Annotated in this window: 26 protein-coding genes; 14 read left to right on the plus strand and 12 right to left on the minus strand. The window is 59.7% G+C overall.

Annotated features, from left to right (window positions below):
* The first annotated feature begins 84 nt into the window (after positions 1–84).
* From EK23_RS12145 to EK23_RS12180, 8 genes are all read left to right on the plus strand, one after another.
* The gene (locus tag EK23_RS12145; RefSeq protein WP_045225638.1) at positions 85–1,545 is read left to right on the plus strand and encodes an MBOAT family O-acyltransferase; all 1,461 of its coding nucleotides are present in this window, start codon (positions 85–87) and stop codon (positions 1,543–1,545) included.
* Position 1,546: 1 nt separating this feature from the next.
* Positions 1,547–2,506 (plus strand): hypothetical protein, encoded by a 960-nt coding sequence (locus EK23_RS12150; RefSeq protein ID WP_045225639.1) that lies wholly within the window; start codon positions 1,547–1,549, stop codon positions 2,504–2,506.
* Positions 2,507–2,522: 16 nt separating this feature from the next.
* On the plus strand, positions 2,523–3,248 hold the full coding sequence (locus tag EK23_RS12155; RefSeq protein ID WP_045225640.1) for an electron transport complex subunit E: 726 nt from the start codon (positions 2,523–2,525) through the stop codon (positions 3,246–3,248).
* Between the two features lie 64 nt (positions 3,249–3,312).
* Positions 3,313–3,948 carry an endonuclease III gene (gene nth, locus EK23_RS12160; protein WP_045225641.1) on the plus strand — a complete coding sequence of 212 codons (636 nt, stop codon included), beginning with the start codon at positions 3,313–3,315 and terminating at the stop codon, positions 3,946–3,948.
* 154 nt (positions 3,949–4,102) lie between these two features.
* Positions 4,103–5,749: a putative bifunctional diguanylate cyclase/phosphodiesterase gene (locus tag EK23_RS12165; protein ID WP_045225642.1), complete on the plus strand. Its 1,647-nt coding sequence runs from the start codon at positions 4,103–4,105 to the stop codon at positions 5,747–5,749.
* A 289-nt stretch (positions 5,750–6,038) separates the two neighbouring features.
* Positions 6,039–6,353 carry an HvfA family oxazolone/thioamide-modified RiPP metallophore gene (locus tag EK23_RS12170; protein ID WP_235282030.1) on the plus strand — a complete coding sequence of 105 codons (315 nt, stop codon included), beginning with the start codon at positions 6,039–6,041 and terminating at the stop codon, positions 6,351–6,353.
* 59 nt (positions 6,354–6,412) lie between these two features.
* Complete coding sequence (locus EK23_RS12175) at positions 6,413–7,249, plus strand: HvfB family MNIO-type RiPP peptide maturase (protein ID WP_045225644.1); 837 nt, start codon at positions 6,413–6,415, stop codon at positions 7,247–7,249.
* Complete coding sequence (locus tag EK23_RS12180) at positions 7,242–8,006, plus strand: HvfC family RiPP maturation protein (RefSeq protein WP_045225645.1); 765 nt, start codon at positions 7,242–7,244, stop codon at positions 8,004–8,006. The genes EK23_RS12175 and EK23_RS12180 overlap by 8 nt, the downstream gene beginning before the upstream one ends.
* 52 nt (positions 8,007–8,058) lie before the next feature.
* Here EK23_RS12180 and ccmI read toward each other — a convergent pair whose 3' ends face one another.
* The 10 genes from ccmI to EK23_RS12230 all read right to left on the minus strand — a co-directional run bounded on the left by ccmI (position 8,059) and on the right by EK23_RS12230 (position 15,317).
* Positions 8,059–9,276, minus strand: a complete 1,218-nt coding sequence (gene ccmI, locus EK23_RS12185; protein WP_045225646.1) for a c-type cytochrome biogenesis protein CcmI — start codon at positions 9,274–9,276, stop codon at positions 8,059–8,061.
* Positions 9,277–9,282: 6 nt separating this feature from the next.
* Positions 9,283–9,744, minus strand: a complete 462-nt coding sequence (locus EK23_RS12190) for a cytochrome c-type biogenesis protein (RefSeq protein WP_235282032.1) — start codon at positions 9,742–9,744, stop codon at positions 9,283–9,285.
* On the minus strand, positions 9,741–10,277 hold the full coding sequence (locus EK23_RS12195; RefSeq protein ID WP_200892150.1) for a DsbE family thiol:disulfide interchange protein: 537 nt from the start codon (positions 10,275–10,277) through the stop codon (positions 9,741–9,743). The genes EK23_RS12190 and EK23_RS12195 overlap by 4 nt, the downstream gene beginning before the upstream one ends.
* 18 nt (positions 10,278–10,295) lie before the next feature.
* Positions 10,296–10,760 (minus strand): flagellar assembly protein FliW, encoded by a 465-nt coding sequence (gene fliW / locus EK23_RS12200; protein ID WP_045225649.1) that lies wholly within the window; start codon positions 10,758–10,760, stop codon positions 10,296–10,298.
* A gap of 107 nt (positions 10,761–10,867) precedes the next feature.
* The gene (locus EK23_RS12205) at positions 10,868–12,853 is read right to left on the minus strand and encodes a heme lyase CcmF/NrfE family subunit (RefSeq protein WP_045225650.1); all 1,986 of its coding nucleotides are present in this window, start codon (positions 12,851–12,853) and stop codon (positions 10,868–10,870) included.
* Positions 12,850–13,302 carry a cytochrome c maturation protein CcmE gene (ccmE, locus tag EK23_RS12210; RefSeq protein WP_045225651.1) on the minus strand — a complete coding sequence of 151 codons (453 nt, stop codon included), beginning with the start codon at positions 13,300–13,302 and terminating at the stop codon, positions 12,850–12,852. Before ccmE ends, EK23_RS12205 begins: the two co-directional genes overlap by 4 nt.
* Positions 13,299–13,469, minus strand: coding sequence for a heme exporter protein CcmD (gene ccmD / locus EK23_RS12215; protein ID WP_045225652.1), 171 nt, complete (start codon positions 13,467–13,469; stop codon positions 13,299–13,301). Before ccmD ends, ccmE begins: the two co-directional genes overlap by 4 nt.
* A gap of 101 nt (positions 13,470–13,570) precedes the next feature.
* The gene (locus EK23_RS12220) at positions 13,571–14,194 is read right to left on the minus strand and encodes a calcium-binding protein (protein ID WP_052808146.1); all 624 of its coding nucleotides are present in this window, start codon (positions 14,192–14,194) and stop codon (positions 13,571–13,573) included.
* Positions 14,195–14,303: 109 nt separating this feature from the next.
* Entirely contained in the window at positions 14,304–14,861 is a 558-nt protein-coding gene (locus EK23_RS12225) for an NUDIX hydrolase (protein WP_045225653.1), read from the minus strand.
* A 15-nt stretch (positions 14,862–14,876) separates the two neighbouring features.
* Positions 14,877–15,317, minus strand: a complete 441-nt coding sequence (locus EK23_RS12230; RefSeq protein ID WP_045225654.1) for an Rsd/AlgQ family anti-sigma factor — start codon at positions 15,315–15,317, stop codon at positions 14,877–14,879.
* A 239-nt stretch (positions 15,318–15,556) separates the two neighbouring features.
* Here EK23_RS12230 and purD point away from each other — a divergent pair, with 239 nt between their 5' ends.
* Genes purD through EK23_RS12260 form a run of 6 tightly spaced genes read left to right on the plus strand, consistent with a single transcriptional unit; the run spans position 15,557 to position 19,432 of the window.
* Positions 15,557–16,840, plus strand: a complete 1,284-nt coding sequence (gene purD / locus EK23_RS12235; protein ID WP_045225655.1) for a phosphoribosylamine--glycine ligase — start codon at positions 15,557–15,559, stop codon at positions 16,838–16,840.
* A 16-nt stretch (positions 16,841–16,856) separates the two neighbouring features.
* Positions 16,857–17,462: an alpha-ketoglutarate-dependent dioxygenase AlkB family protein gene (locus tag EK23_RS12240; RefSeq protein ID WP_045225656.1), complete on the plus strand. Its 606-nt coding sequence runs from the start codon at positions 16,857–16,859 to the stop codon at positions 17,460–17,462.
* A gap of 3 nt (positions 17,463–17,465) precedes the next feature.
* Positions 17,466–17,645, plus strand: coding sequence for a hypothetical protein (locus EK23_RS12245; RefSeq protein WP_045225657.1), 180 nt, complete (start codon positions 17,466–17,468; stop codon positions 17,643–17,645).
* Positions 17,646–17,648: 3 nt separating this feature from the next.
* Positions 17,649–18,170 carry an NUDIX hydrolase gene (locus EK23_RS12250; protein ID WP_045225658.1) on the plus strand — a complete coding sequence of 174 codons (522 nt, stop codon included), beginning with the start codon at positions 17,649–17,651 and terminating at the stop codon, positions 18,168–18,170.
* Positions 18,171–18,220: 50 nt separating this feature from the next.
* Positions 18,221–18,892: a DUF1614 domain-containing protein gene (locus tag EK23_RS12255; RefSeq protein WP_045225659.1), complete on the plus strand. Its 672-nt coding sequence runs from the start codon at positions 18,221–18,223 to the stop codon at positions 18,890–18,892.
* Positions 18,893–18,949: 57 nt separating this feature from the next.
* Positions 18,950–19,432: a CDP-archaeol synthase gene (locus EK23_RS12260; protein WP_045225660.1), complete on the plus strand. Its 483-nt coding sequence runs from the start codon at positions 18,950–18,952 to the stop codon at positions 19,430–19,432.
* Between the two features lie 42 nt (positions 19,433–19,474).
* Here the strand turns inward: EK23_RS12260 and EK23_RS12265 are convergent, their stop codons facing one another.
* Both EK23_RS12265 and EK23_RS24700 read right to left on the minus strand, forming a co-directional pair.
* Positions 19,475–20,056: a HupE/UreJ family protein gene (locus EK23_RS12265; protein ID WP_052808147.1), complete on the minus strand. Its 582-nt coding sequence runs from the start codon at positions 20,054–20,056 to the stop codon at positions 19,475–19,477.
* 55 nt (positions 20,057–20,111) lie between these two features.
* Positions 20,112–20,828, minus strand: coding sequence for an Ig-like domain-containing protein (locus EK23_RS24700; RefSeq protein WP_499842561.1), 717 nt, complete (start codon positions 20,826–20,828; stop codon positions 20,112–20,114).
* Positions 20,829–20,948: the final 120 nt, after the last annotated feature.

A 20,948-nucleotide genomic window follows, 5' to 3' on the forward strand; every position in this document is an offset into this window, starting at 1 on the left:
AGGTTAGTTTTCGAGCAATATACTTTGAACCCAAAATATCGCCACGTGCGCCCTGTGCGCTACGCTGGTTGAGGTAGCCCAAGCATGCTATTCAACTCTGCGGAATACGCCCTTTTTCTGCCCATCGTCTTCTTCGCCTACGTGGTTTCGGGCCTTATCTCACTGCGCGCGCAGAATATCGTCCTGATCGTTGCAGGCTATGTGTTTTATGGCTGGTGGGACTGGCGGTTTCTGTCCCTGATCGTGCTGACCTCGATCATCGATTTCGCTGCAGGCTATGGCATGGATGTGACCCCTGATGGCAAGGCCCGGCGATGGATGATGTTTTCCAGTCTCGCGGCCAACTTGGGCATCCTGGGGTTCTTCAAGTACTACAACTTTTTCATCAGTTCCTTCGTGGATGCTTTCGCCGGCATCGGCATCAGCGTGAACGTGCCCTCGCTCAATGTCATCCTGCCGATTGGCATTAGCTTCTATACGTTCCAGTCGTTGACCTACACCATCGATATCTATCAGCGAAAACTGCGCGCCACCCGCGACCCGGTGGTCTTCATGGCCTACGTGGCCTTCTTCCCGCAACTTCTGGCGGGTCCGATCGAGCGTGCCGTGCATATGCTGCCGCAGTTCAGCAACCCGAGGCACATCACGCCGCAAGGCTTTGCCAGTGGGCTGCGCCAGATCACCTGGGGCCTGTTCTGCAAACTGGTGGTCGCGGACAACTGTGCCGTCATCGTCAACCGGATTTTCGAACAGCCCGCCCCGATCCAAGGAAGCCTGATCTTCGTCGCGGCGTTTTTTTTCGCTTTCCAGATCTATGGCGATTTTTCCGGCTACTCGCATATCGCCTGTGGCAGCGCGCGGCTGCTGGGTTTCGAACTGATGCAGAACTTTGCCACGCCCTATTTTTCCCAGAGCATGCCGGAATTCTGGCGGCGATGGCACATCTCGCTATCATCCTGGTTCCGCGACTACGTCTACATTCCCCTGGGCGGCAACCGCGGCACGCGCCTTAGGCAGGCTGGCAACATTCTGACCACCTTCACCGTAAGCGGACTGTGGCACGGGGCTAGCTGGACTTTCGTCATCTGGGGCTTCCTCAATGGCCTTTTCTGTCTGCCGCGCTTGTTCATCGGCGAACCGCTGGGCCGTTTTGTGGCCTCAGGCCGGTGGCCGGTCCGCCTGGCGACTGTGACCTTCCGCATGGGAATCACCTTTCTGCTGACCCTCGTAGCCTGGATCTTCTTCCGGGCAAAGACCGTCGGGCAGGCCTACGACGCCATCGCCAGCCTGGTGTCCCCGACTCTGCTTACCGACCCCACAGCCAGCCTGCGTGCCTTGGGCCTGCTGAGTACCACTCTCTACGCAGGGCTCGGTGTCGCTTCCCTGCTGGCCCTTGAGTGGGTGCAGCGCGACAAGGCCTACGCCCTGGATATCGAGACCCGGCCCGCCACGCTGCGCTGGGCGGCCTATGCGGCGATGGTCGGCATGATCGTTACCCTGCGATATACCGGCCAGACATTGGACTTCATCTACTTCCAGTTCTGACATGAAAACGACGACTTCCTGGAAAGGCCTGTTTTTCAAAGCCCTGGCCGGCGCGGCCCTGTTCGCCCTGGCGAATGCGGCGGTCTATCACGCAAGCGAATATTTTCACGTAGCGCGGGACTATGACGCGACCCTGCAAGGCGCCATCGACAATAAGTCCGTCAGTGTCGTTCTGGCGGGAGATTCCCATGCCGCGACCCTCAAAAACGACCTGTTGGCTGACCGGGTTTACAACCTGGCCTATGGCGGCGACGGCCCGCGTGAAATGTATGCGAAACTGCGCCGGGTATTGGAGGCGAACGACGGGGTGAGAACCGTCATGCTTTCAGCCGACGTCCATATGTTCGCCGAAGCCAGGCAAACGTCTTCGAACCGCGCCTTTGTCGACTGGTATCTGCTGATAACCTCCTCACCCTATGGCCTCGAGCACGGGCGACTGTCGGCCATGCTCAACGCCGTGCCCCTATTCAATGACGACTATGTGCAATTCCTGAAAAAATCGATCTCCACCCGGAGTAACAGCACTTCCAATGCGGAGATCGATAAATCGCCAAGCTGGTCGGAATTGAGTGAACATGACAGAACGGAAATTGCCCACCGTTCCGGGGAGTACGACCATCGCGGCGCAAGCTCTGAAACACAGGCTCTTGCATGGTACGGCCATATCGCCGATTTGGCTCATAAACGCGGAGTGCGAATTATCACCGTGCGTTTTCCAGCGCACCCAGCCTACTTCTCTGCCATTGACGAGAGCACTGTCCGAAAGATCGATGAGAACCTGGAACGACTGGGTCTTGGGCGACCTTTGGATTACCGGCGCGCGATTGCAGACCCGGCTGATTTTGCCGACGAGGACCACCTGAACGTAGTCGGTGCCGTCGCGCTCTTACATCGTTTGGAGCAAGACACGGGGGAACATCTGCGCAACACTTCAGTTGCTCAGTTGACCGCAATGCGCTGATAGCCTCTTTGCCACCATGTTGCATAACCGTTTGACTCTTCCTGTTCTCAACCGCTACCGACAGCTTGCGCTGGACGGCCTGTGGAAAAACAACCAGGCCTTGGTTGCACTGCTCGGCCTGTGCCCCTTGCTGGCGGTGAGCAATTCCGTGGTGAACAGCCTCGGCCTGGGCCTGGCAACCACGGTGGCGCTGGTGTTCTCCAACACCATCGTGTCCCTGATCCGAAACTATGTGTCCAACGAGGTACGCCTGCCGGTATTCGTGCTGGTGATCGCCGCCAATGTGACCGTCATCGAACTGCTGATGAATGCCTTCTTCCACGATCTGCACAAGATCCTCGGCATTTTCATACCCCTGATCGTCACCAACTGCGCCATCATCGGCCGCGCCGAGGCCTTTGCCTCTAAAAATCCCGTGGACCGCGCCCTGGCCGATGGCCTGTTCATGGGGCTGGGTTTTTCCTGCGCCCTGGTGGCGCTGGGGGCGCTGCGCGAGGCCATCGGCACGGGCACGCTGTTCGCCCGCGCCGACCTAATGTTCGGAGACTCCGCCAAGCAATGGACCATCCAGTTGTTCGACGACTATGGCGGCTTCCTGCTTGCGGTCTTGCCACCCGGCGCCTTCATCGGTCTGGGGCTGCTGATCGCCATCAAGAACCTGGTGGACGCCCGGGCGGCACGAAACATGGCCACCTCACCGGCTTCCCATGCGGCAACCCATTTGTCACAGCCCACCGCGTGAGTGCTCTGGCAGGGCATTGCCCTGGCACTGACCGAATGGCCCCAGTTATTCCAGGCGCCCCGCCATGAACGCCGCCAAGCGCCAGGACATCTTCGATCGGCTCGCCGCCGCCATCCCGGAACCGACCACCGAACTGGAATATTCCACGCCCTTCGAACTGCTGGTAGCCGTCGTGCTTTCCGCCCAGGCAACCGACAAGGGAGTCAACAAAGCCACCGCGAAACTCTTCCCCGTCGCCAGCACGCCGCAGGCCATACTGCAACTCGGTGAGGAAGGGCTGCGCGGATTCATCAAGACCATCGGCCTGTTCAACAGCAAGGCCAAGAACATCATCCAGCTGTGCCAGGACCTGCTGCAGCGGCATGGCGGCGAGGTCCCCAGCACCCGCGCGGAACTTGAAGCCTTGCCCGGCGTAGGCCGCAAGACCGCCAATGTGATCCTGAACACCGCGTTCGGCCAGCACACCATCGCCGTAGACACGCACATCTTCCGGGTCGCCAACCGCACCGGCCTGGCGCCGGGAAAAAACGTGCTGGAAGTCGAGAAAAAGCTCGACCGGCATGTCCCCAAGCAGCACAAGAAAGACGCACACCACCTGCTCATCCTGCATGGGCGCTACACCTGCATCGCCCGCAAGCCACGCTGCGGGAGCTGCGTGATCGCCGATCTGTGCGAATTCCAGGATAAGACCGAAGACTGACCTTTCAGGTCAGACACCCTACTGCCCCCGTGCGTTTGTCGCGATGGGCTACACTTCTCGCCAATTCCCGATTTCCGCCGTTTTGGGCCAAATTTGTCGCTTTTCGCCGGAATTCGAAGCCATGTAGCGGGCAGCCGCCTTACGAGGAACCACGATGGGTGCTTTCGGCAACGACCTGATGAAACACAATCTGGATTTGCTCAGGTCCAAGGCCCGCAAGGAAGCCGTGCAAGGCGTATTCATCGCCGCTGCCGCGATTATGCTGGCGACCTTGATGGTCTGCTTCTTCGAACAGCGCGAGATCACCCTGTCCGGCCTGATCCAGGCGCAGCGGACCAACCTGGCGCTTTGGATCCTCAATGCCATGGCGTTCGTATTTCCCCTCTGGGGCCAATACGCCAGTCGCATGATCGTATACGAAGCGGGTGCCATGGTCCGCCACCAGACGGAGGAACTGCGCGTCCGCAACGACCAACTGGAACGGGAAAAAGCCTTCGCCAGCACCCACGATCCCATCACCGAGTTGCCCAACCGCCCCCTCTTCTACGACCGGGTCGAACAGGCCATCCGCAGTTACCGTGAAGGGTCGGGCAACCTGACGCTGTTCCTGTTGGAACTGGAGAATCTCAAGGAGATTCAGGACACCATCGGCCCCACGGCGGTGGACATCATCCTGCGGCAAGTGGCGACGCGCCTGCTGCAAAGCATGAGCGCCCAGGACAGCGTGGCGCGCCTGGACGGCTTTACCTTCGGCATCCTATGCAGCGAGTCGACCGGGAAGGAACAGGCCGAACACACCGCCCATCGCCTGCAAAAGGTGATGGAACACCACTTCGATGTGCAACGCCTGAAGCTGAGCCTGCATACCAGCATCGGCATCGTCCTGTTTCCCGAGCACGGCGAAGACGCGGACACGCTGGTGCAGAAGGCCGGGGTCGCCGTTTTCATGGCGGGCAAGTCCCACGATGGCTTCGCCTTCTACTCCCCCAGTTTCGACGAGCACAGTCCGCGCCGGCTTACGCTCATGGGCGAGTTGCGCCAGGCGATCGAACGCAATCACCTGCAATTGCACTATCAGCCCAAGGCTGCCATCCCCGGCGGCAAGATCATCGGCGCTGAAGCCCTGGTCCGCTGGAACCACCCCAAACACGGCTTCGTCGCGCCGGATGAATTCATCGGGCTGGCCGAACGCACCCGCATGATCAAGCCCCTGACCCAATGGGTCATGGAACGGGCCTTCAACGACTGCGCCCAACTGCGCGGTCAAGGCCACGAGATCACGGTTTCCATCAACCTCTCGGCCAAGGACCTGCATGATCCGCAACTGCCGGACCGCATCGTCGGTGCCATGAGCAAGACCGCCGTGCAACCGGAGTGGTTCATCTTCGAGATTACAGAGAGCAGCATCATCGCGGACCCGGACCGGGTGCTCAACGTCCTGGAGCGCATCAACGGTTTGGGCTTCGGCCTCTCCATCGACGATTTCGGCACCGGCTATTCCAGCCTGGCCTACCTCAGCAAGCTGCCGGTCCAGGAATTGAAGATCGACCGTTCCTTTGTGCGCGGCATGCTGCTGGGCAGCAAGGACGGCGTCATCGTGCGCGCCACCGTGCAACTGGCCCACAACCTCAACCTCAAGGTCACCGCCGAAGGGGTGGAGAACGAAGAAACGCTGGAACTGCTGCGGCAATGCCAGTGCGACATCGCCCAGGGCTATTACCTGGGCAAGCCCCAGCCCCTGGAGCAATTGACCGACCGCCTCGGGCAGCTCGCCGCGCGGTCCGAAGTAAACACCGGCTAAGCCCGTCTGGACCTCTCTGCAACTGCCCGACGCAGCATCGGCAGGTTCGCTCATCGCCCTTCATTCCAGCGCTTTTCAGCGTCGTTGTGCCTTGATGGCGCAATATGGGAAAATCACGGGACCGCTTGGACGATTACCGGTCGATTGCCGTATCCGGCAATCACCACGACACGCCCAGCAACTTTTCAGCCTCAGGCGGTCTAAGGCTGGACCAGGGCGCGTCCCTGCGCAACACTGCAATACAACCCATGAGGAACCACGAGCGATGAGCAAGAACGAAAACAAATCTTTGGCCACCATCATCGGCGCGACCCTGGTCGGGTCCCTGTCCGCGGCCGCTGCCCACGCCACGGAAAATCCGTTCGCGCTGAAGGAAATGTCCAGCGGTTATGCTCAGGTGGCCGAAGCGGCCAAGGAACAGAAGGAGAGCACCTGTGGCGAAGGCAAGTGCGGCGCTGAAATGATGAAGAAACCGGAGATGAAGTGCGGCGCCGGCATGAAGACCGAACAAAAGGCGCAGGAGCAGAAGGCGATGGAAGGCAAGTGCGCCGGCATGAAGATGGAAGGCGGCGCCGCCCCCAGCGCCGCGCCGACCGCGCCCTAAGCAGCTTCCCTGCAATCAGGCTGGCCCCGCCAGCCTGATTAGTTCAGGCGCAACCGACAATGGCCAAGGCTATGATCGCAGGCGCGGGGCTCGGTCTTCGGCGGGCTTTCATCGACGAGGTGGTCACTGCTCCGCCGGCCGTGGATTTCTATGAAGTGGCGCCGGAGAACTGGATTCGACTGGGGGGCCGACTTGGCAAGTTGTTCCGCTCCCTCACCGAACGCGTTCCCTTCGTCTGTCACGGCCTTTCCTTGTCCCTGGGCGGGCCAGCGCCCTTGGACGAGGCTTTTCTCCGGGAACTGAAAGATTTTCTGGAGACGCACGGAATCGCCCTCTACAGCGAACATCTGAGCTACTGCGGGGATGACGGCTTGCTGTACGACCTCATGCCCATGCCCTTCACGGCCGATGCCGTAAGCCATGTGGCAGGGCGCATACGCCGCACCCAGGACATCCTCGAACGGCGCATCGCCGTGGAAAACATCTCCTACTACGCGGCACCCGGACAGGAAATGCCGGAGATCGAATTTATCAACGCCGTTCTGGCGGAAGCCGATTGCGACCTGCTGCTGGACCTCAACAACATCTACGTCAACAGCGTCAACCACGGCTACGACGCGGCCGAGTTTCTCGGGCGGATTCCGCACGAACGCATCGTTTATGCGCACATGGCGGGACATTACGTGGAAGCCCCGGATTTCCTGGTGGACACCCACGGCGCAACAGTCATCGATCCGGTCTGGCGCCTGCTCGACCAAGCCTATGGCCGTTTCGGCGTCTTTCCCACCTTGCTCGAGCGCGACTTCAACATTCCGCCCCTGTCGGAACTGCTCGATGAGGTGGAGGCCATTCGGACCACGCAGGCCCAGCACGTTCCTCAGCGGCGTTATGCCTGACCGGCGTCCAGCGTTCCAGGCGACGCAGTTTGCGTTTGCCGCCTACATCCGCGATCCCGCAACCCAGCCGATTCCCGCCGGCGTCAAGCCGGAACGCATGCGCATGTACCGGGAACTGTTCTACAACAATGTTTACAGCTTCCTGGAAAACGGCTTTCCGGTCCTGCGTAGCCTGTTGGACTACGACACGTGGAACTCACTGGTGGGTGATTTCTTTGCCCGCCACCGGTGCACGACACCGTTATTCTCAGGGATCCCCGAAGAATTTTTGGATTACCTGCAGAACGAACGGAAGCCCGCTGAAACCGACCCGCCCTTTTTGACCGAGCTCGCCCATTACGAATGGGTGGAACTGGCGCTGGCCATCGCCGAAGGTGAACCTCCCACACTGGTGCCAGAGGCTTTGGACGACCCATTGTCGAAATCCTGGGTGCTCTCGCCGCTCGCCTGGCCATTGGCCTACCATTTCCCGGTGCATCGCATCGGAACAGACTTCCAGCCGCAGGAAGCGCCTGAAATCCCGACGTGTGTGGCGGTTTACCGCGATCGCGAGGACGCCGTGCGGTTTCTCGAAACCAATCCGGTCACCCATCGACTGCTCACCCTGTTGCGCGATGAAGGCCCCATCGAAGCGACCGACTGCCTCGCCGTCATCGCCCGCGAACTCGGGCACGCCGATGCGACGCACTTGCTGCCGCATGGCGCTGCAATGCTAAGGGAATTGGCGGAACGGAGCCTGATCGGAGCCAGCGTCTGAAAGCGCGCCATACGCGTCTTGCGCGCGTAGCACCATTTGTAGCTAGCCAGCCTCAGCGAACTTCTTCGCCAATCTCCACGGAATAGGTCTTGCCGTTCTCAACTTTCGTGGGCGGGTTAAGACCCTGCAAATCGCCGGGTGCCGGCAAGGCCTTCCCAGTCTTGGAGACGCGCGCGCCGATGACCAGTTCCTCGAAAGCGGAAATGTTCATGCCCTGCACCATGCCCATGGTGTCGTCCAGAGTGACCTCCAGGGGTAATTCGCTGACCTGACGCTTGGCGATAGCCAGGGGCATGGGCGGGCCGCTGGCGGCGCGGGCGAAGACGAACACGGTGTCCCCAGGCGCCGCCTTGGATTTAAGAGCAGGCGCCAAGCTCACTTTAACCTGGATCGTTTTCTGCGGCTGACCGGCATCCGGCGCGCTTGCCTCGGCCTGGTTCTCCGTCTCGGCGGGAGCACCTTTCAGCTTGGCGATGACACCAGCCACGAATTGGCCGTCTTCACTGCCAGCAGGAAACTGCGACTTCAGTTTTTCCAGGTAGGCGAGGGCCTTGTCAGTCTCACCCCGCTCCGATGCCGCCGCCGCGGCTACCCAGAGTCCGTTGCGGTGCTGAGGGTCGACCGCCAGAATCTCGTCAGCCATTTCCGCTGGCCGGCCCTTGAAGGTGCCGCCGTTGGCCTGCGCCAGGGCTTCCGCGTAATAGCCTTTAATATCCAGGCTCTTCGGATCGAGCGCAAGAGCACGCTCATAGGCTGCCACCGCCTTATCGTATTGCTCGATCTGGCCATAAGAACGGGCCAGCAATAGCCAGCCCTTGAGATCATTGGGCTCTTTTTCCAGGCGCTGGGCGAGCCGCTCCACCATGACCTCCAGTTCAGCCGCCATCCCTTGCGCCTCGGCATTGGCTTGCGGAGCGGCGCTGAAATCGGACAGATCGGGTCGCCCCAACTGCGAATAGAGGACGTAGGCAACCACAGGCACGATCGCCAGGGCAACCAGGAAAACACCCCGGCCACTGGTGCTGGAGGTTTTAGCCGGTGACTCCGCCAGCGCCAGATCACTCAGCAACTCGCGGTCCAGTTCGGCCTCCAGGCCTGCAGCATCCTCCCCGGTATCACCCAGAATCTCTTCCCGCCGTTGCCGGTGCAGCTCGAGATTGAGCCTCTGACGGTTCACGGCCTCGCTCATCACCCTCCCGCGCAGAGCGGGAACAAACAGAGCATAGGCAACCGCTAGCAGCAGGGCCGCCACAATCCAAAATGCGAGCATGGAAGTCTAACCTTCGATCTTGTTCTTGAGTTCCTGCAGGCGCCTGCTTTCCTCGTCAGAAAGTGGAGCAGCCTCATGCGCGCGCAGCTGGCTTCGGCGCCTTGCCTGCCGGATCAGGAAAACGATACCAACAGCGAGGAGAATGAAAGGCCCGACCCAGAGCAGGGTTGTATTGGCTTTCAAGGGCGGGCGATAAAGGACGAAATCGCCATAGCGATCCACCAGAAACTGGGCGGCCTCACTTTCGCTTTTACCGCCCTGAATGATGCCGTAGACCTCATCGCGCAGGTCCTTAGCCAAGTCCGCATCGGAGTCAGCCAGAGACTGGTTCTGGCAAACCAGGCAGCGCAATTCCTTGATGAGATTCTCATAGCGCTGCTGCTTGGCGGGGTCATCGAACTGCCGGATCTCCGTGGCATGCGCCGACAGCGCGGCGCACAGCGCCACAAGCGTTAACCAGATCCTCACGATGCCGCCCCTTCCTGCTGCAGGTTACGGATGAGCGGCAGCAGGGTTTTCTCCAAGACCTCCTCGGTCAAAGGGCCGGTGAGCTTGTAGCGTATGATTCCCTGCTTGTCGATGACAAAGGTCTCGGGCACTCCGTAGACACCAAAATCAATGGCGACCCGTCCATCCTCATCGAAGGCGCTGGCGACGTAGGGATTACCCAGCTTGCTCAACCACCCTAGAGCCGCATCCCGCTCATCCTTGTAGTCCAGGCCATACACGGGGACGATGTTGCGCTTCGAGAGGCTCACCAGCAGGGGATGCTCCTGCCGGCAGGAGACGCACCACGAAGCCCAGACATTGAGCAGACTCACCTGCCCCTTGAAATCCTGAGTGCCCAGCGTCCTGGCAGGGTCACCCACCTGGGGCAGCGAAAATGTCGGGGCCGGCTTGCCGATGAAAGGAGACGGAACCTCCCGGGGATCCAGGGTCAGCCCTATACCCAGAAAAACGACAAGACCTAGGAAAACGAATAGGGGTATGAGAAAGCGCATGATGAAATGGGTCGGGCCTCAGCGCACCTTGAATTCGATGGAACTAGATTTTTCGCGCACGGTGATGGTGGGCTCGATGTCGCCCAGCACCTTCTGCAGCCCTTTCAGGCTTTTGACGTTGATGACCAGGGGAGACTTGAACGAGCCCTTGACCGCAGCGGAGCCCTGCTCACTGGCCGTGTCCTCACGGTATAGCAGGATGAGCAGCAGGATATCCTCGGGCGATGCAGGACCGATCAAGCCTTCCTCTTCGTCAGTCAGGACAAAGTCAAAATTGATGCCGAAAACCGTGGGATCGGCGACAGAAAACATCACATCCGGCTGATCCAACGACTGCAGCCAATAGACCACGGGGTTGCTGCCCTCCTGGTGAAACAGCTTGAATTGCTTGCATTCCTCGAATCCTGGCAAACCGCGCGGAAACTGGATGGCAGTACTCGGATCGACGACCTGTTCCCCAAAAACCGCTGTCTTGACTAGCATGGTGGCACTCCTTTAGTCCTGATTGACATTAAAGACGACTGATTTCCGCATTGAATAGCCTCAAGAGGATAAAAGTCGTCCATTTACCGCGCTTTTGCAAGTAATCCCTACCGCGCCGCCGCCCCGGCCTCGAGCGTATTGTCCCGCACGGTTTCCACGCGGCGAACCATCAATCGGTACCGCCTGTCGCTTGCCGAAAGCAAGCCGCCGGCCACCATGAACAGGCCGCCCAGCCATACCCAACGCATGAAAGGCTTGTAATACACCCGCACGCTCCATGCCCCCTGATCAAGTTGCTCGCCCATGGCGACGTAGAGGTCGCGGAACCAGCCGGGGTCTATGGCCGCCTCGGTCATGGTGTTGCGCTGGACCCGATAGAAGCGCTTCTGCGGCTTCAGTTCGTCGTCGACGGCCCCATTCTTTAGCACCGTGAAGCGACCTTCCTTCGCACGGTAATTCGGGCCTGTGACATCGGAAATGCCCTCGAACCTGAACGTGTAGGCCCCAAGTTCGGCCGAATCCCCAGGCGCCAGTCGCACAACCTTTTCCTGGCTGTAATGGTTGGACATGACCACACCCACCAGAAACACCGCAGCGCCCAGATGCGCGGCAGTCATGCCGTAAACACTCGGCGACTGAGCGCGAAAACCGGCCAGCAAGGAGTCGCGGGTTCGAACACGGCCATACAACGAGAGTAATTGGGTACTCGCCAGCCAGATGGCCATGCCCAAGCCTGCCATAGTGGCGTAATCGTCCTCGTCGAGCCATAGCCAAACCAGGCCCCATCCGAGCATCAGGCTGAAATCGAGCAGATAGCGCACCCGCTGAAATAGCGCTCTCACGCTGCCGCTGCGCCAAGGCACCATGGGTGCCACGCCAGCCAGAAGGAATATGGGAGCCATCACTGGCGCGAAGACAGCCGTAAAATAAGGTGGGCCCACGGAAATCTTGCCCAGCTTGAGCGCATCCAGAATCAGCGGGTACAGTGTCCCCAGGAGTATGCTCCCCGCCGCCGTGACCAGCAGGATGTTGTTGAGCAGCAGCAGGTTCTCCCGTGAAACCAATTCATAATGTGCGTTGTCTCGCACGGTGGGCACGCGGAGGGCGTACAGCAGCAGGGAGCCGCCCACAACGATGGCCAGGAAGATCAGTATGAACAGGCCGCGAGCCGGATCCGACGCGAAGGCATGCACTGACGTCAAGACACCGGAGCGAACCAGGAAAGTCCCCAGCAGGCTCAGCGAAAACGCGAACAGGGCCAACAGCACCGTCCAAGCCTTGAAAGCGCCTCGCTTCTCCGTCACCGCCAGGGAATGCAGCAAGGCCGTCGCCACCAGCCAGGGCATGAAGGAAGCGTTTTCCACTGGATCCCAGAACCACCAGCCCCCCCATCCCAGTTCGTAGTATGCCCACCATGACCCCAGGGTGATGCCGAAAGTCAGAAACACCCAGGCCACCAGGGTCCAGGGGCGCGACCAGCGGGCCCAAGCTGAATCCAGGGAACCTCCCAGCAAGGCCGCGATGGCAAAGCTGAAGGCCACGCTCAAACCCACGTAGCCCATGTACAGCATGGGCGGATGGATGGTCATGCCGAAGTCCTGCAGCAGCGGATTCAGGTCATTGCCCTCAACGGGCGCGGGAACGACCCGCTCAAACGGATTGGAGGTCAGCAGAATGAACAACTGGATGCCGATACTCACCAGCCCCATGACACCCAAGACACGGGCCAGCATCTCCTCGGTAAGGCTGCGGCTGAACAAGGTCACAGCGAAAGTCCAAAGCCCCAGGATGAAGGCCCACAGCAACATGGAACCCTCGTGTGCACCCCACACCGCGGAGATGCGGTAATAGAGAGGCAGCGCGCTGTTGGAATTGCGCGCTACGTAGGCCACGGAGAAATCGTTGTTCACGAAGCTCAAGGCCAGACAAAACATGGATGCCGCTAGAAACAGGAACTGGGCCCGCCCCGCCGGCCGCGCAACTGCCATCCAGATCGGCACGCCCTTCTCAGCCCCCATCAGAGGAAACACGACCTGCAGCAGCGCCATCATGAAGGCCATGATCAACGCGATATGTCCCAGTTCCGCGATCATTTCTGGTAGTCCTTGTAACTCGTGGGCATCTGGCCGCTCTTTTTCAGCGCCTCGCCAACTTCCGGCGGCATGTAGTTTTCATCATGTTTGGCCAAGACTTCAGAGGCGGTGAATACACCGCTTTCGTCCATCTGCCCGATGGAAATGATGCCCTGTCCCTCGCGGAACAGGTCCGGCAAAATGCCGCTGTAGACCACCGGCACGGTCGCCGTTCCGTCGGTTACGCTGAAATGGACCGTGACCCCCTCGGAACGTTTGACGCTGCCCGCCACCACCAAGCCGCCCACGCGAAAGGGATAGCCTTTTGGCGCCTCTCCGGCGGCAACCTGGGAGGGCGTATAGAAGTACAGCAGGTTCTTCTGAAACGCGGTAAGCCCCAAAAAAGCCGCCACCGCAACACCTGCCACCATCAACCCGACCAGGGACATGCGTTTTTGCCGTGGCGTCATGAGCGGCCTCGTGTCTGTTTCAGCATGCGTCGGATGCTGTCTCGCACCTCGGACTTGCGGCGCCAAGGCAAGACTAGATTGAAAACCAGCATGGCGAATACCAGGCCATAGGACGTCCAGACATAGAAGGCGTAGCCGCCCATGGAAAAGAATTGCTCAAAGTTCATTCTGCACTATCGGTCAAATTGGAATATCCCTATTGCAAAGATTAAAGATGGCTGCCCGTCTGCCCCGGAAAAGCAGGTTTATTCCGAAGTTTCGGACAGGCCTAGGGTGTCAACTGGCAATTCTGATAGACCAGCGGGATGGTGCCAAAACAGGTGTTCTTGCCCTTGCCGCCATCGACCTCGATATCGTCGGAACTGATGAACAACTTGTCATTCCCTGCATTGCCGAAAATCCGGTCACTGCCGGCACTCCCCACAACTGAATCGGCGCCGTTATTTCCACTCAATACGTCATTGCCGCCGTCACCGTCTATGGAGTCTTTTCCATTGCCCCCGGCTATGGAATCGTTGCCTTCGTCACCATAGATGAAGTCATTGCCGTTTTTTCCCTTCAGTTGATCGTTGCCCAGGCCTCCATTAATCACATCGATCCCGTTATCTCCGGAAATGAAGTCATCACCGTCGCCACCGTCGATCGTGTCGTCACCGTTATCGCCATAGATTTGGTCATTACCGGCACCGCCGCTGATGGAGTCATTACCACCCTGCCCGCAGATCAGGTCATTACCACCGTTTCCATTGATGGAATCACGCTTGCTGGTGCCGATGATCACATCGTCGCCTTCCGTCCCGGTCACACCGGTGACTGTAGCTTCGCGCCCCTGACACTTCGGCGCTGCCAACGCCGTATCGGTAGCCAGAAAGAGCAACAACGCGGCCGCCATGGCTGCCGGGAATGTCCTTGACGTCATAGGTAAGAACCTCAGCATTGAGTTAGTTAAAGTTCTGGGATTGATGATCTAGTAATTAGGTTCAAAATCCGGTGAGCCGCATTCAGCACTCGCCCGGAATGCGGTGCGCCTCCGGCACCACATCTTCGGTATGCAGGTTGAAAACCCCATTGCGGCGGTCAGCGAAAAAATACCTGAGAGACCGCCGCACGGTCTCGAATGCAATTTCATTCCATGGAACCTCAGCCTCCAGAAACAGCCGCGTGTCCAGACTTTCCGCGCCGGGTGAAAACCGCTTTGCCACCATCCGGGCGTGATAAAACACGTAGACTTGGGAGATGTGCGGCAAGCTGAAAAGGCTCTGCAGCCCAGTAATCTCCACTTCCACGTTTGCTTCCTCGAAGGCCTCGCGCATGGCCGCGTGACTCAGGGTCTCGCCCTGTTCCATGAAACCCGCGGGCAGGGTCCACAAACCTTTGCGGGGCTCGATGGCCCGGCGGCAGAGCAGCACGTGATCCCCCCAGACCGGAATGCAGCCGGCAATGATCTTCGGGTTGTGGTAATGGATGGCTCCACAGGCATCGCAAATATGCCGCGGCCTATCGTCACCCTCAGGCACCCCTACACGCACAGGGGATCCACAGTGACTGCAAAAATTCACAAGTTGCCGTCCACTTCAGGCCATCAGGCTCCGAATCAACTGGTCTTCCAGCTCAAACCGGGCCGCCAATTCTTCCCCCAACTTGGACAGGTCCTGAGCCAATGTTCTGCGCAAGGTGTCGCCCTCGACCCTTTCATAGGTGTCGTTGAACTGCACCGCCGCCTCCGTAGCCGCCGAAAGGCGAGGATAAATTTTCTCCGCCACTTCAAGAACACGCTGGCGGCGCTCACTTCCATCGCCCAGGCGCTGAAAGATTCCAAAGTGCGCCAAGGAGACATAGTCGATCAGTACTTGGCAGAATTGCTGGACTAGGATCTCCAAGGGTTGCTCCGCCTGGAAAGGCTGCATCTCGGCAATATGGCTGTAGACGGACCAAACTTCCTTTCTCTCATCCAGCAATTCCTGTACCAGTTTATTCGTTTGCTGGCGGCGCTCGCTAAGACTTTGAGTAATCATGGCATCCTATTCTACGATGAGGAAACTCGGCATACTTTATGCCATACTGCCGGACAGAACAATTGTCCCGGCCAATAAAGCCGCACACTGCGGCCGTCTGACGACGGACGTGGCACGTTGTAGCGAACACTCTTAACGGCGACATTTTTGCGCCTCCCGCGATAAAATGGGCGTCGAATCACTCGGCTCGTCATGGCTGGCGACGGCTGGCATCCTAAAAGAATTACAAAGGTTTCCCTATGAACGTGCTTATTGTGGGCGGCGGTGGCCGCGAACATGCGCTGGCCTGGAAGGCTGCCCAGTCGCCCCTTGCGGGTAAGATCTTCGTTGCCCCTGGCAACGCCGGAACGGCATTGGAAGCCGGCGTCGAGAACGTGCCGATCGCCGCCGATGACGCCATTGCCCTACGCTATTTCGCGCAAGAGCATGGCGTAGGCCTCACCATCGTGGGGCCAGAAGCCCCGCTGGTCGGTGGCCTCGTGGATGAATTCCGCCAGGCGGGCCTGCGTTGTTTCGGCCCGACAAGTGCCGCCGCGCAATTGGAAGGCTCCAAGACATTCTGCAAGGACTTCCTGGCACGGCACGGCATTCCCACAGCGGCATACGGCACGTTCACCCGGGCGGAGGATGCGATCGAATACGTGCGGCAACACGGCGCCCCTATCGTAGTAAAGGCCGACGGCCTGGCCGCGGGAAAAGGCGTGGTGATCGCGCAAACTGTCGATGAAGCGGTCGCGGCTATCGAGGACATGCTCCAGGGCGACACTCTGGGTGCAGCCGGGCATCGGGTCGTTATCGAGGAATTTCTCGTGGGCGAGGAGGCCAGCTTCATCGTCATGGCAAACGGTCTGCAGGCCCTACCCATGGCTACGTCCCAGGACCACAAAGCCCGTGACGATGGTGACCAGGGCCCCAATACCGGTGGCATGGGCGCGTATTCTCCCGCTCCTGTCATCACGCAGGCAATCCATGATCGCGTCATGGCCGAAGTGATCATGCCGACGCTCCGCGGCATGCATGACGAGGGGATACCCTATACCGGTTTTCTCTATGCCGGTCTGATGATCGGACCCGATGGTTCCGCCAAGGTGCTGGAATACAATTGCCGCTTTGGCGACCCGGAAACCCAGCCCATCATGATGCGCTTACGCAGCGACCTGATTGCCCTGTGCCTAGCCGCTCTGGAAGGTCGGCTGGACCAGACGGAGGTTGTTTGGGATCCCAGGCCTGCGCTCGGGGTGGTTCTAGCGGCCGGTGGCTACCCGGGGCCGATACGGAATGGCGATATGATCAGTGGGCTACCGAAAGACCAGGCGCAAGACGCCAGAATCTTTCACGCCGGCACCCAGTTCCGCGATGGCAATGTAATCACCTCCGGAGGCCGCGTGCTCTGTGCCTGTGCCCTGGGAGATTCGATACAGGAAGCACAGGCCCGCGCTTACCGCCTCGCCAGAGGGATCAGTTGGCAAGGCATGTTTTACCGCTCCGACATAGGCCATCGCGCCATCGCGCGTGGTTGCTGAACGTCTGGACCACGCTATGAGCTTCGACAGATCGGCCAACCTGATTGAGGAGGACGGCGAACTGTACTACCTGCCCGCGTTCATCGATGCGGAGGCTGCCGCCAATCTGTTTCGTGATCTGCGCAAGGAGTTGGACTGGCAGGAGGAAACAATCACTATCGCTGGGCGACAGGTCAGGGTTCCTCGTCTGGTCTGCTGGTACGGCGATGAACATGCCCGTTACCGGTATTCAGGCGTCATGCACGATCCGAAACCCTGGACGGAATCCTTGCTGCGGATAAAGGCAAGGATCGAGGCATTTTGCCGCCTGCCATTCAATAGTGTGCTGGGCAATCTGTACCGGGATGGCCGCGACTCCATGGGTTGGCACGCGGACAAAGAAAAGGCGCTGGGCAGAAATCCGGTCATAGCCTCCCTTAGCCTGGGAGCAACGCGGCTGTTCAGACTCCGCCAACCCGCCAGCGGCAAGTCCATGGAACTGGACCTGCAGGACGGCAGCCTCTTGATCATGGGCGGCACCCTGCAGCATCACTGGCGTCACAGCCTCCCCAAGTCCCAAGCGGCGCTCGACGCCCGCATCAACCTAACCTTCCGCCGCATCATGAGCGAGGACAAGGCTTAGCCTATGGGCGATGTCGTGCCTTTCAAGCCACAAAAGCGCGCACGCAAGAGCATCACCTTGTGCAAGAGCGGATTTCACCGCTGGGAAATAGAGCGCGACACACAGTTTGACGTCAAGCTGGGCAAGCTTGTGACCGTTTACCGCTGCAGCCGTTGCGGCGCCAGCCGTAACGAGGCCCGCTGATCCATGGACAACCCCGAGGAACTCTTATGCCAGGTGGACGCGTCGGATCAAATCGTCGGCCCCTGCCGGCGCGGTGACGCCCATCGGCTGGGTCTCCGTCACCGCTCGGTGCACATACTGGTTTTCAACGCCTTTGGCGACATTTTCCTGCAGAAGCGCTCGCTAACTAAGGATGTCAATCCCGGCCTCTGGGACAGTTCCGCCGCCGGACACGTGGATTTCGGCGAAAGCTACGACGCCTGCGCCGCCCGGGAACTTCATGAGGAACTGAATATCGAAGCGGGACACGTGCCGGAATTGCTCTTCAAACTGGAGGCATCCGAGGAAACCGGATGGGAGTTCATTCAGGTCTATCGCTTGCAGTGGGATGAGCCTATCGACCCGAACCCCGAAGAGATCAGCGCGGGGGCCTGGTTCAGCGGCGCCGAAATGGAGGGATGGTTCAGTGCCAGGCCGGAGCAATTAACTCGCTCCCTGCGCTGTATCTGGAGCCGCTTTCTGGCGACGCGGCATCAAGCCGCGTAAGGCCTCTTACCGCTCACGACGCACCCTATTTAACAACGGAGCCAGCGACCATGCGATCGCCGTTTTCGCCCATACACCTGCTGTTGCTGAGCCTGTTCATCCTGTGGCTGATCTTCGCCGTCAATCTCGAGCTGATGACGCTCACCTTCAGCAAACTGGGCCTGGACCCGCATTCCGCACTGACGCTCCTGATAGTTTCCCTCTTCGGCAGCGTGATCAACCTGCCCCTGTTTACCTTCAAGGCGACTCCAAAAGCGGAGGGCAGCCCTCCGCCACGCCCGATGACGGGACTGCTCCGACCACCCGAGTTGCCTTACACGGGCGAGACCCGGGTTGCGGTCAACGTGGGCGGTTGCCTCGTGCCGGTGTTTTTCAGCATTTTCTTGTTGCGGCATACCCCGCTCCCCGCCGGCAGCGTGGTACTCGCCGTGACCCTGGTATCAGGGCTGAGTTTCTGGCTGAGCCGTCCCCTGCCGGGGCTCGGGTTCGGCATGCCCATTCTGGTCGGCCCGATCGGCGCGGCGTTGACCGCCGTGGCCCTGGGCGGCGAGCAGCGGGCCGCCCTGGCTTACGTGGCGGGCACCCTGGGTGTGCTGATCGGCGCTGATTTACTCAGGTTGAAAGACGTACGACGCCTCGGGGTACCCTTGGCTTCCATTGGCGGTGCTGGAACCTTCGATGGCGTCTTCATCACCGGACTCATGGCAGCACTGTTGACCTGAAAGCCATCAACGGCAGAGGAACGACCTGCCGGGAACCTCATTACGAAGGGACATGGAATGACGCTGGACATCAAACTGCTCGCCCTGCTGTTTTTCGTCAATGGAGCGCCGATCATACTGCGGCGTCTGCTCGGGGCGCGCTGGAACGCGGCAGTGGATGGGGGCAAAACATGGTTCGACGGGAGGCCGCTTTTCGGCCCGTCAAAAACCTGGCGAGGAACGCTCGGAGCCCTGGCCTCGGGACCTCTTGGCGCGTGGGCGGTGGACCTGCCCGCCGACCTTGGCCTGCTGGCAGCCGCCGCCGCCATGCTGGGCGACCTGCTATCGAGTTTCATCAAACGCCGCCTGAATATAGCGGCCAGCGGTCAGGCGCTCGGACTGGACCAGATTCCTGAGTCCCTGCTTCCATTGCTTCTACTGCGTGACGAACTCAACCTCGCCGACCGTGACATCTTCATCATCGTCGTCGACTTTTTGGTCCTCGAACTGCTTCTCTCGCGACTGCTCTTCTGGCTACATATCCGCGAGCGGCCATACTGATGATGCGGCCGCGCGTCCCTGCGCTCAGTTTTTCCTAAAAGTTCAGGCTCCTGCAGCCGCAAGCAAGAACGCGCCAGACAGAGCAATCAAGGCCCCACCAAACTGGAACCCCATCACGCCACGCTTTACGACGAGGCCCGTCAGCAAACCGGCGCTGTGTAGTAACGCGGTTGCCAGCATTAAGCCGGCTGCGTAGTGGCCGGCATAGGCTGCTTGCGGTAGCTCAAGGCCATGTGCGTAGCCGTGTCCCAGCGCGAATAACGCCACCAGTAAGATACTGACGGCCAGCCGCAACCTGACTGAAAAGCCAATCAGAAGCCCCAGAATCAGCACGGTGCTGGCAATGGCGGACTCCAGATGAGGAAGCATCGCCCCCCCTTCGCCGAGGAGGGCTGCGGCACCCATCACACTGATAAAGCAGGCCGGCGCAAAAATCATAGCGCGGCCACCTAACTGTGCGGCCCATATGCCGACCGCGACCATGGCAAGAAGATGATCCATCCCGCCGAAGGGGTGCAAAAATCCCTCATATAACCCCGCGTTTTGCGCTCCAAAGGTATGGGCTTCGATGCCGGTGGATACGAGGACCATCAAACATGCCATGGTCATCTTCAAGACGTTCATTTTGGTCACCCTATGTTAAAAATGGCCGGTGGGCTCAGCTTGCCAACTTGACCCACTAATCATCACGTTCTACTGCCTCATTTTCGGGTTGGCCGCAAGCCAGTGCCGATCCGATCGTACAACTAGATGGAGCGCCCTGGACGCTCATCTGACCGCTCAAACCGTCGATCTCTGCGCGGACCCGACAGGGAGCCGGCTCATCGACGTCCCTCTCCAACCGCCAAGCTCCGCTGTCCCCAACCCGGGTCGTGCCGAACAAGCGACCATTGGCAGCATCGTAAATGTACACGGTCGAGCCTCGGGTCGCGCCCGCTCCACTTACGGTGAGCTCTTCATCGTCCCAGCGCGCGGAGCTTATCTTGACCTGACTGGCCAGGAGTTTATCGACGCATGCATTGGTCGTTACGCAGAGTGTCACGCGTGAGTCGTTGTCGTTACAGTCAATCGGACCACAGGACTTGCCCTCGGGTGAATAGCCGTCTCCATCTCGATCCAAACACGGCCCAGTTACCTTGATGCTCACGACCGCCGTGTTCCCGGCGCGACTCCCTGAATACAACCTGTAAGTGAAACTATCCAGACCGACATATCCCTGTCTCGGCGTGTAGCTGAAACCGCCCGATCGAGAGAGACTGAAGCTACTTGCATTTCTTGGGGCCGCGACTGCTCTGACGGTCAATGTGCCGCTGCCGCTGTCATTCGCGATCACACCCGGTGACGCTATCGACAAGACTCTGCCAGTCTCGACCGAGTACGCGTCAGCATTAGCTATCGGAGCACCTGGTGCCGGACTCGGGCTCGGACTCGGGCTCGGACTCGGACTCGGACTCGGACTCGGACTCGGGCTCGGACTCGGGCTCGGACTCGGGCTCGGACTCGGGCTCGGACTCGG

This window comes from Methyloterricola oryzae, assembly GCF_000934725.1.
GTDB classification, from domain to species: domain Bacteria; phylum Pseudomonadota; class Gammaproteobacteria; order Methylococcales; family Methylococcaceae; genus Methyloterricola; species Methyloterricola oryzae.